The following is a 10389-nucleotide window of genomic DNA, read 5'->3' as shown; positions in this document are numbered from 1 at the left end:
TCCAAAAAATGGTCGATGCCCATCCGTAACTGGACGTCTGCTTTAAATCGCTTTATGATTATGTTTGATGATCGTATCAGCAGGCATTTAATCTAAATGGCAGTTACACAGAATCTGGGATGGGCTCATATTTGCATATATAAACCAAACAAACTCTATAGCCTTTAGAATTCCACCAACACCATCAACAGATAACCTAGGTATCTCAATACACCTGATGAAGCGTCATAATTATCCGTCTTAGCCATATTTTTATCAGACCTTTTACGCTTCTTTTCTATGACGCGTACATCGTACCCGTGAAAATTTTGACGCGACCCTATTCTTACTTGCTTATCAATTCTAAGGCTCTTTTTTAGATCAATAACGGCTTGTTTACTTGATGCTCTAATCTGCCATTGGGATGAATCAATAAGCTGACAGCCTACCGCCATGAAATCAAGCAATAGCTGTAATTGCTCTTGCTTGATGCCAAAATGTATTGATGCAGGTTTAAGATTTTGTTTTAAAATAAATATCTTAATAAATAATTTCAACTGGTCGGGATTGTTTATAGACATCTGATACGCTCTATTTAATGCTCTAATTAACGTTGCCTGATTTTCACTACCTCTAGGTCTACCTAATAACAACCTATCATCATCAAATATCTTTCTAGCGCGATGATACATAGACTGAGCTTCAGTCAGATTTATGCCATGTCTAATAGCAGTCTCAGGTAACATCTCATCTCGAGAGTTTATGCTTAACTTCTGCAATTCCTCCAGAAAACCTATGACGTCTGCATATTTAGGATGAATGAAAATTGAATTTATATTCGACTCATTAAATCCATTTAAGTTACGGTTTAACAGTTGCTGGATAGCATTGCTATTAGGTTCATCTATATTCTTAAATAATGGAGTTCTATTAACAGCTATTTTTTTAAGAAAGTATGATCTTATCTTATCTAACTGCACCGTCTTTGTCGTTGCATCATAGGCAGTTTTGTCTTGCCTATAAATGATAGAGTAATCTAGTCCTGTTATTAGCTCTAAAACTGTTATAGGTAGCTCCAAGCAAGCGTTACTCAGCCGCTCCCCTGCCAGCAGATGAGCAGTATGAATATAATGCTCGAAGGTTGTGTCGCACGTTAAATGCCCTGCCAAGCTAGCTAGCCCAAACCAAGTGCCTTGATACTTGTGATAGCCAAGGATACCTTCAATAACTCTCCCACACTGCTCATTATCATAATCAGTCATTACCTGTGCCAATGGCGAATTACTTAATACTAACGCCTGCTGACTAATAGCTGTATGCCGAAAGCTATGAAATGTGAAGTCGTGCTCTCCTAGCAATCTATCCCAAATTAACTTCATGAGATTACTAAAAACCACACTGGGTAACGGCTGATCACCTGAACCTTGAGAAAACAAGTAACGACGCTTCAATCTTTTCTGCTGACGATATAACTGAGTAAATTGTTTTAGCTCGTCTTTCTTAAGTAGGCAGTTAACCGCTATAAGGCGACTTGCGCTGCTACTTTTCAATCTCCGATAGCGATTTGGTCTTAGCCATATTTGTGGCTGCTCTATTCTTTGTCCATGCTCATCAGTATAGATATCTGCTATATCACCGACTTTAATACCGATAAGTTCTTTAATTCGCATTCCTGTTCGGTATGCAAGACTCAAGATTAGTAAACATAATCTTTTTTGCTCAAGGTCTAGCTCTGAGTTAACTATATATTCTTTCATCGCATGATATATCCGAGGCGATATCATGTTCGCATTTACCACTTGGCGTTTATTACCCCACGGGAAATACACATATGGAGCATCGTAGTGTGTTCGCTGATAATCATGAAAAGCTCGTAGTCTGCCGTAAGTAAATTTTTGAGTATCTTTGAGCTTATCCAGATATGAAACTTTATTTTTGCTTAGATGCTCATTATTCAAGACATTGAGACTACCTTGACTTAACACATCGTCTGCACAGCCAACTAAATCATCATCCGTATCTAGATTGCCTTCACCAAAGCCTGAGTCTTTGTGCAAAATAGAATGCTTTCTTCCATCCTTAATCTTACTTTGAATAATCTCCTCATATACAGCTTCAAAGTCTTCATCAGACCATTCATCAAGCTCCTCATCCATTGTTAGCATCAGCCAATCCCGACCAATACATCCCAGATATTTACTGATGGTATCTAACCTGTTATTGCTATCATTCAATAAGCTCTTTACCCATCCTAAAAGACGCATGGCGTTGGGTTGGGTTAACTCCTGCTGTAACAGCTCTACTTGTATAATAGCGGATGCTTTACTACCTTTAAGGGCATCTTGAACCTCTTTAATAAGATTCTTACTAAAGCTTGGATAATCTCTACTATTGGTGCTTTTTTTGTCTGATCCCGAATAACTTGCTACAAACAACTCTGACCAAGTAAGCGGCTGTGGGTTTGATTTAAACACCTCTTGATTATAATTAATAAGCTTATTTGTAGTTAAGCCCGTCGTTTTAATCCTGCCCTGTCTAACAATAGCCAGCGCAGTGTCTATATCGCCCCCCTTCATCTGCCGCCAATGATAGTCAGCGTATTTTATTAATTGTGATAAATGTGGTTTACTTTTATCTTTATTCTGTAGTTTTAGCTTCTTACAAATCTCATTAATAATGGTTTCAAACGATTTCACACCTTCTTTTTTTAACTTTTTATCTTTTAGCGCATATAAAAAGCAAAGTGTCATATCGTCAGGTATGTACTCGACATAGCGCTGTAAGCTTGTATCAGATATATCCCCTGAAGTATGACCTTGCGTATGAGAACAACCGTAATTGTCATCATCAATACTTAGCAAGATTAGCGCCAAACTCTCATGGTCGATACCTGAACCTGGTAACTCATCAGTTGCTGGTACCTGCAATTGGTATATCTCACGTTCGCCTAGGAGCCATTGATAAAGTGCTTTTAACACATCTATGTCATCTAATCCCCCGTACATCACGCTACAGTAGAGCGCCGACTCAATAAAATCATTGTTTGAGAACCTTTTTTTTCGTTGCCATATTTCAATCATCTGCTGGCTAGCATGACTCACTTGAGTGCCATTCACCATCCAATCATAAGATATTGTTAAATTATCGCGCTCTGCTATGACTGGCACAACTGGTTCATCTAGATTCAGTTCATGAGCTTTGTTATAACTCCGTATATATTCTAAAAACCCTTGTCTGGCTAGATAATAGGTATGCGCAGTATCAAAATGCATTTCAAGTACACTATCGATAGCTTGATAATATTCAGTTAGATCTGTCCCTGTGGGTATGTGATTGTCATCAACATACGAAGCTATCAAAACCTTAGCCTCATTTTTGATAGCTTCATGACTTTTACTTTTATTTTCTTCTCTTAACTGATGGGCAACCGCATTATCCATATATATTCACCTTAACTTGTCGTAGGTTAAGCCGAATAGCAACTTTATCTAAGTCAGCGGATAATTCTTTTAGCTCATTAATGGATAATGACGACATTGGATGCATAGCTTCCTGATCGGGATGTTCATGACCATATAAAGCGCAGATCAAATGCTCAGGAGACCTATTCGTTAGTAGTGAACGTAATTGATGTCTTAGCCAATTATCTTGGTGACTAAAAAAATGTTTTATCTGATAGCGAACCTTACTAGGCGTAATACCGGCAAACCCTTTGGGATTTTGACTAAATAGCTGAATGAGTGGCTGACTAGAGTTGAAAACGTTATTTATAGGAAATTGATCATTGGGATATATAGAATTATGCATGACCGCAAATTGCTTGATATATTCAATATAATTCTGAATAGCTGTGATTAAGAAATCACTAAGAGGAATAAGCCTTCCCTGCCCTTGTCCATGACGCTCTTCTTTATCCGACACCCATAACAGCCGCTGCCTAAAATCAAATTGATTTAAAAGCCCAGGCGCATGCTTTACAGGTCTAATCCCAGTCTGAATAAAGATGATGTGCCATAGCCAGACACTATAAGCATTAAACTGCTCAATATAACGGTCCTGCCTTATGCTTACGTTCCGCTTTAATCGACCGTTATAACTCTCAGCTGCCTCAGCAAGCTCATCAAAAAACTTTTGACAGATATCAGTATTCAAAGTCATGTCACTACCGATATATTTTTTATATCGATTGCTTTTGGTGCTAGACATACTAAGCTGTCGCAGCTCACCTTGGCTGTCTGCAGTACAGTATTCAGTCAATAGCTGTATAGCGCTGTAGTAGGTCCTCTCTAAGCTTATCGTCTCAATACTGGTGTAATACAAGGGCGAGCTGTGTTTCACGTCAACCCCAGTAATCATGTCGGCATGTAATGGCTCTTGCAGCTCATTCTTTATAACTGTATATAAACAAGCGTCAATATGCTGATTTGATAACACTGGTAGCTCTAGTTGCGTTTTTAAGCTTGCCAGCACTTCAGATACTTCATCACTATCCACCAAAAACTTATTTTCAATAACTGCTTGTAGCCTAGCTGGCAGAGGTAATTTAAATTCATTATCATGGCTTTGACGATGCGGTAATAAGTGGCTCCTACGATTCGAAGTTACGTTAATAGTATTACTCATAGCATAACTATCAGCAGCCGAACCGTTATCATGACTCAACCACTTGCGCTGACTTTTATCCAGTTCTAACTCATAAATTACGTCTTGGATCTTCCGACCACTTAATAGTGATAGTAATATGACCGCATAAACCTGACGCTGCTTATAACTGACAATAATAAAAAGCTGCCACACCCGAGCAAATAGCACTTGATAGCTTAGTAGGCTTAGTTGACGTAGGTTGGTAGGAAAATAAAACTGATTACGGCGGGCATGTCGATAATTATTTTTTAGCTTCCATTGCTGTAGTTCTGAAGATTTAGCGGTTGTACTGGAGGGTTTAAAATCATTGTCTAGGAGCGCAGGCGGGTCATCATCAGCAATATTTTCAGCGTCCGCCACGTTATCATTTTTATGGGGTCTGCCAAATATTGTGACTCGTATTGGCTCATCATCACTATCTAGGTATCGCTTATTAGCGTGTTCTTTATTAAGATCATTGTTTTGTGAATTGCTATAGGTTTTACCTACAAACGCTTTGTTCTCTGCAACCACTTCATAAGCAAGTCTGATCTGGCTAATTTTACCAGCCAGCTTTTTATTAACGATCCTGCCTAACTTTTCATCATTTCCGATTTGGGCTTCGTATTGACGTAACGCCGCTAATACATCTGTGAGTGAAGCATGTTGAGCATGAATACTAATCAATTTTTTAACAATCTCAGATTGTGGGTTATTGTCCTTTAAACCCATCCTTAGACGCACACTTAGCTGATTGACTTTGGCGGAGTGGTCATCTTTACGTATAGCGATCATAATGATGACTTGCAGATATGCACTCATAAACTGCCATGCTTCATTATCAATATGTGCTTGACCATACTTCTGGTAAAACAAGACCAGCATATAAGTGACTGCCCAATCCTCAATCTTTTTTCCCTTGATGACTGTCCTGACGATAGTTTCACATTCAGACGATGTAAATACTGGCATAACTAGGCTGGCATGTTCACCAACGCAAAGACAAAAGCTAGGTTTAATCTGAATAAGATTAATAATTAGATTTTGCACTTTTATATAGTGCGGTGAATCAAGTGGTACTAGCTGATCTAGAACCATTTTTAATTCGTTGTTATCAAATTTCTTTATATTCATTAGGGTACATCACTCAGCCAGTTCATATTTTGAGGGATACCTATAACACGCTCTTCTAGTTCAAATTTACATTGCATATATTCATAACTACTTTGACTAATGCCTGCAAAACGGCAATAGCCTTTTATAGTCAGATATCTAATGCCCATTAGTTGGCATATGACGCTTCGAGGTGCCGTACCTTTAAGTGCTTTAAATAAATCAGGATGGTGCGCATCTTTCAAGAAAATCAAATCTATAACCTCCATCCATGCCAGCTGCTGAATATCTTTAATACTTTCAGGCGTAATTAAACACGGATAATCACTATCGCTCTCTAACCTCAAAACCTGATTAATCCTCTGAAACTCATTGCAGAAATAAAAAACATTATCTCCTCCTTCAATCAATCGAAGTGGCGGTCGATAGAACTTATTAATACATTCCATATTGACGTAGGTAGGCTCAGGTTTAAATCTCTGCCAAACAGATAAAGCCGTCTCAGCATAACGATGTACAAGTAAAGTACTTTTACATGGAACTATGAGTTTTTGCCTTGGCTTAAAGTTAATATTTTTCATGTTTATTTCGTAATTAGTGAATATAATTCATGTTATATAATAATGACTTAGGTGTCAAACACTTTAATGTCATGGTGCTCAAAATTGTAGAATGGTTATAGACTTTAAATATTTTAGATTATTTTAAGCACAAAAAAACCTCTTAAAGCCACAACTAATATAGCTCTAAGAGGTTGTTATTTTTTTAGGGTTTTACTAGGTGGGTAGCTCAGAGTTGGGGTTTGCATTCTTACCCATTCTTCGAAATTAAAAATTGATGAAAACTTATATTTAATACAGGTCTTCTAGTCACTACTATCATATCTATCGTTCAGCTGAAGTCACTATCACAATACCAATAAGACCTGGCAAGTGCTTGGAACATAGCCACTTGCCATGAATTCTTATACAACTGAAAATATCCTTTTGCTCTAATTGTAAGCTCTGCCTGTATAGCACTTGCTCCTATTTCCCCATAGAGAGATAAGGTGTTTTTCAAAGCAGCAAGCTCAGCTGTCGTTTCCTTTTTGTAACGAGAGCCTAAATCACAGTTTAGAAAATGATTCTTGACTTTAGCCTTTGAAATATCATCCCAATGATCTGGAGGTTGAACGTAAAAACGAATAGTTATTGGAATTGTGCGAATCGCTTCAGCGAAAAGCCATTGTTCATTAATAAAATGATTATGATCGAAATAAGGGTGTAAGCTCTGTGTTTCTTCAGTAGTAGCAGTAACAACGCCCTTTCCACTGTTACAATCTCTACATGATGGTACAAGGTTCATCGGAACAACTGATAGCTGAGGAAACTTAGATTTAGGTAAATAATGATCCAGAGTTCTAACTGAAGCAAAACCACAAAATGGACACTTACCTAATGGCGCTGAATCGTACAATTTGTCATAAATTGATCTTGCAGGCTTATCCTGACCTACCATGTGTTCAGTGTAAACAGCTGTAAGCTCTGCCTTAGTTACTGTGCCTAGGACAATATCATCTTTTTTATAATTACTAGCTGGAAGAGTATAAAGCTGTTTGATCAATGCTTTTTCTTCATATTCTTTTGCCGCAAGAAAAATAGTGTTATCCACTGCGTTTAGCCGATTACGTAAACTGTCTTTCTGAATACTATTGATACAAGTTTGATAAACTGATCTTGGATCTTCATTAGGAGCAACTATAGCTCTCATATTTCATCATCCACTTGTGAGTCTCTAATCGAAATCAATGAACGTAACATTACTCTACCTTCAAAACCGAGTTGATATTGGTATTCCTTATCTATCTCTTCGTAGCTCTTACCTTCTTTCACAGAACTTGCTAGTAAGTCGTGGAAACCGGATTTGGATACCTCCAAGCCAAATACCTCTCTTGTTAAAATACCTACATTTTCAGCAAATGTCTCAATTTCTGGTCTATCGACATTGAAAATGAGTCTTGCTCTTCTAATAATAGACACGCAAGACTTAGGGACTTCCTGCAATATCACTGGTGAATGTGTTGCGATAATCGCCACACCATTGCGATTATCCATTAAATCAGATAAAGCTCTAGTGAATGCAGATAGAAGTGGTGGATGAAGATGACTTTCGGGTTCATCAAGTAAAACCAGGGTTTTCTCTTCAACTGTCTCTACTAGTCTAGTAATAGTTAAAAGCACGATAGCATGGCCTGAACTCATTCTTTTAAACAATGCTTCAGACTTTTCAAAAAACTGCTGTTTACCATCAGAATAATCATGAACGTATATATTACGAAGTTGACATAAGTCCATTTCGGCAAAATTAAGATCGGATTCTAATTTTTTAATAGCATCAATCCATCTACTTCTCTTGGAGCTTAATGCAAAACAAAGTCCCAAACTTATAGTGAAGTCTTTAGATAAATCCTCTATATTTTTCGATGTCCAAGTGTTCGTTTCAATTACGTATTTTTTTAAACCTACATAGTAATACTGCATTCCAATATTTGCGTTGGGTTGATCTTTAGGGGGAATAAAAGGATCGAATGCACTAAAAGAAACAGAGACAACTCCAGCAAAATAATCTTTATTTAAGGATCTATTCTTTCCAAATAAATTTGAGGTTTCAAAAAATCCAGCATGATTTTCTAAGCCTCGATTAGGAATAAGCGCATCAACCATATTATTAAGTAAAGTTGTTTTTCCTACACCATTCCGACCGATTAAAATATGTATGTTAGAGGAAGGCTTGGTAGTCGGATCTACTTTAAAACATACATTAATTCCAGAGTAAATACTATTAGAAGGCCTTTCAAAAAAGAAATCATAGTTCGTTAATTCAGCTTCACCTTGTAAAATTCGCCGAAACTGATGTTTTACGGTTGTAAGCTTAACTGATCTTAATAAGGAAACGCTAAAAGCAGTTTCATTACTGACAGTTTCTAAAAGTCTGGAATTGTATACCACATCACCTAAAGTTTTTAATATGTTCTCTCGCATATTATTAGAAAGATACTGCATAAGATTATGGTAATAATCAGCATCTTGGCCTAAAGAATAAATATGTTCTAAAGAGTTGAAAATTCGAGGCATTTTACCCGATGTACTACTCTGCTCTTGCCCAATAAAGCCAATTTTCACGTCACCTACAGATTGCTTATTACCTTGTTCATCAAAGACAGTAAGTCTAAATAGCGTTTCAAAACCAAAGTCATCCCAGTTATCATACTGTAAAAAAACAGTGCTTTTGCCAGTAGAAGGAAGATACTCATTTCTCGTTAATGCTCTAAATGTTATTTCCATCTCTCAATTTCCTTTTTTTAATATTCATTGCAATCGTTATAGTAAAGCTCTTAAAAACTTATTTTTAAGTAAATATTAATATTTTGAGAGAAATAAATGTATATATTTCTTAATACTATTTTGAGTAGTTATATCTATTAAATCTTTAAAGATTCTATGCGGTTCTGTCATTTAATTCTAATATCTAACCCTTTAAAATCATAGCTACTGATATAGTCTAATCCAAATAAAACCGATACAATTCTATTAACAATCACATTTAATAAAATAAACGATGACTTATTCAATAGACTATCGCAAACAGGTACTTTCTAGCATCGCGGATGGTATGACAATACGAGAAGCTGCACTATTTTATGGACTTAGCACCAGCACCATTCATAGTTGGCAACAGAAATTAGTCCCTAAAACAACCAGAAATAAAGCACCGACTAAAATACCTGATGACACATTGATTGAAGACGTAAAAAAATACCCAGATGATTATATAGTCAATCCACAATAAAAGAGATACAACCCATATCATGAAACAGTTTAGGTAAATTATTCTCCATCCACCCTTGGCGTAGAAACTTAGCCTGCGCCCATTTTTTTTCGATAGGGTTCAGATCAGGGCTATACGGTGGCAGCCATAAAATACGATGGCCGTACATATTGAGCAGCTTTTGAATACGTCTATTTTTATGAAACCGAGCATTATCCATGACAATCACGCATTTGGTTTTAAGACTTGGGATCAGTGTCTGTTTACACCAATGATAGAATATATTGCTGTTAATATTCTGCTCAAAGTAAGCAAGGGCAAACAGCATCTTTTCATGAAGAGCACCAATAACGTTAGTACGCTTTTTTACTTGCCAGTTGTAGCTATCAATACAAGGGCTACCGATTGGCGCATAGCCATAAGGTCTCATTGTTTCAGCCTCAAAGCCGCTTTCATCCATATAGACAATGGGATAGCCTTGCTGCGTAAAGCTATCGAGCTTATTCTGATACGCCACTCTTTTGATCGGACAGGCTTTTGGATGCTCCAAGGTCTTTTTTTTGACTGATACCCAAACGCTTTAAGGCGATCTCAATGCCTGATTTGCTACAGCCTAAACGCTGTGCTCGCTCGTACATGTAATCGTCTGGGTATTGCGCAACGTCTTGAAGAAGTGCTTCATTTGGTATTTTACTGGGTGCTTTATCCCGAGATTGTTTAATAATTGGGTTTTTCAACCAGCGTTGTAATGCAGTTTTACTGATATTATAGAAAGTACATGCTTCACGAATAGTCATGTCTTTGTTTCTAACACTTTTAATCACTTGCGCTCGGAAGTCTGCAGAATAAGTCATAGTTATTAATATC

General features: G+C 37.1%; 8 protein-coding genes. 1 reads left to right on the top strand and 7 read right to left on the bottom strand.

Features of this window, described 5'->3' with window-relative positions:
- Window positions 1–164 precede the first annotated feature (164 nt).
- The 5 genes from KZA12_RS14065 to KZA12_RS14045 form a co-directional block, all read right to left on the bottom strand.
- Window positions 165–3419: a site-specific integrase gene (locus tag KZA12_RS14065; protein ID WP_218690662.1), complete on the bottom strand. Its 3255-nt coding sequence runs from the start codon at window positions 3417–3419 to the stop codon at window positions 165–167.
- The gene (locus KZA12_RS14060; protein ID WP_218690661.1) at window positions 3412–5736 is read right to left on the bottom strand and encodes a hypothetical protein; all 2325 of its coding nucleotides are present in this window, start codon (window positions 5734–5736) and stop codon (window positions 3412–3414) included. Before KZA12_RS14060 ends, KZA12_RS14065 begins: the two co-directional genes overlap by 8 nt.
- A complete protein-coding gene (locus KZA12_RS14055; RefSeq protein ID WP_218690660.1) occupies window positions 5736–6296 on the bottom strand; it encodes a hypothetical protein in 561 nt (186 codons plus the stop codon). Before KZA12_RS14055 ends, KZA12_RS14060 begins: the two co-directional genes overlap by 1 nt.
- A gap of 310 nt (window positions 6297–6606) precedes the next feature.
- Window positions 6607–7464 carry an HNH endonuclease gene (locus KZA12_RS14050; RefSeq protein WP_218690659.1) on the bottom strand — a complete coding sequence of 286 codons (858 nt, stop codon included), beginning with the start codon at window positions 7462–7464 and terminating at the stop codon, window positions 6607–6609.
- Window positions 7461–9038 (bottom strand): AAA family ATPase, encoded by a 1578-nt coding sequence (locus KZA12_RS14045; protein WP_218690658.1) that lies wholly within the window; start codon window positions 9036–9038, stop codon window positions 7461–7463. Before KZA12_RS14045 ends, KZA12_RS14050 begins: the two co-directional genes overlap by 4 nt.
- A 274-nt stretch (window positions 9039–9312) precedes the next feature.
- Between KZA12_RS14045 and KZA12_RS14040 the strand changes: the two genes are divergently transcribed.
- Window positions 9313–9543 (top strand): transposase, encoded by a 231-nt coding sequence (locus KZA12_RS14040; RefSeq protein WP_256932994.1) that lies wholly within the window; start codon window positions 9313–9315, stop codon window positions 9541–9543.
- On the opposite strand, the gene KZA12_RS14035 is transcribed toward KZA12_RS14040, so the two are convergent.
- Both KZA12_RS14035 and KZA12_RS14030 read right to left on the bottom strand, forming a co-directional pair.
- Window positions 9530–10039, bottom strand: coding sequence for an IS630 family transposase (locus KZA12_RS14035; RefSeq protein ID WP_373416635.1), 510 nt, complete (start codon window positions 10037–10039; stop codon window positions 9530–9532). The two genes, KZA12_RS14040 and KZA12_RS14035, sit on opposite strands and share 14 nt — an antisense overlap.
- On the bottom strand, window positions 10023–10376 hold the full coding sequence (locus KZA12_RS14030) for an IS630 transposase-related protein (RefSeq protein WP_218690656.1): 354 nt from the start codon (window positions 10374–10376) through the stop codon (window positions 10023–10025). The genes KZA12_RS14035 and KZA12_RS14030 overlap by 17 nt, the downstream gene beginning before the upstream one ends.
- Between the last annotated feature and the right edge of the window lie 13 nt (window positions 10377–10389).

Origin of the sequence: Psychrobacter sp. BF1 (genome assembly GCF_019279065.1) — a bacterium.
Classification (GTDB): domain Bacteria; phylum Pseudomonadota; class Gammaproteobacteria; order Pseudomonadales; family Moraxellaceae; genus Psychrobacter; species Psychrobacter urativorans.
The sequence above is the reverse complement of the archived record's forward strand: the minus strand, read 5'-3'. Positions and strand labels throughout refer to the sequence as shown.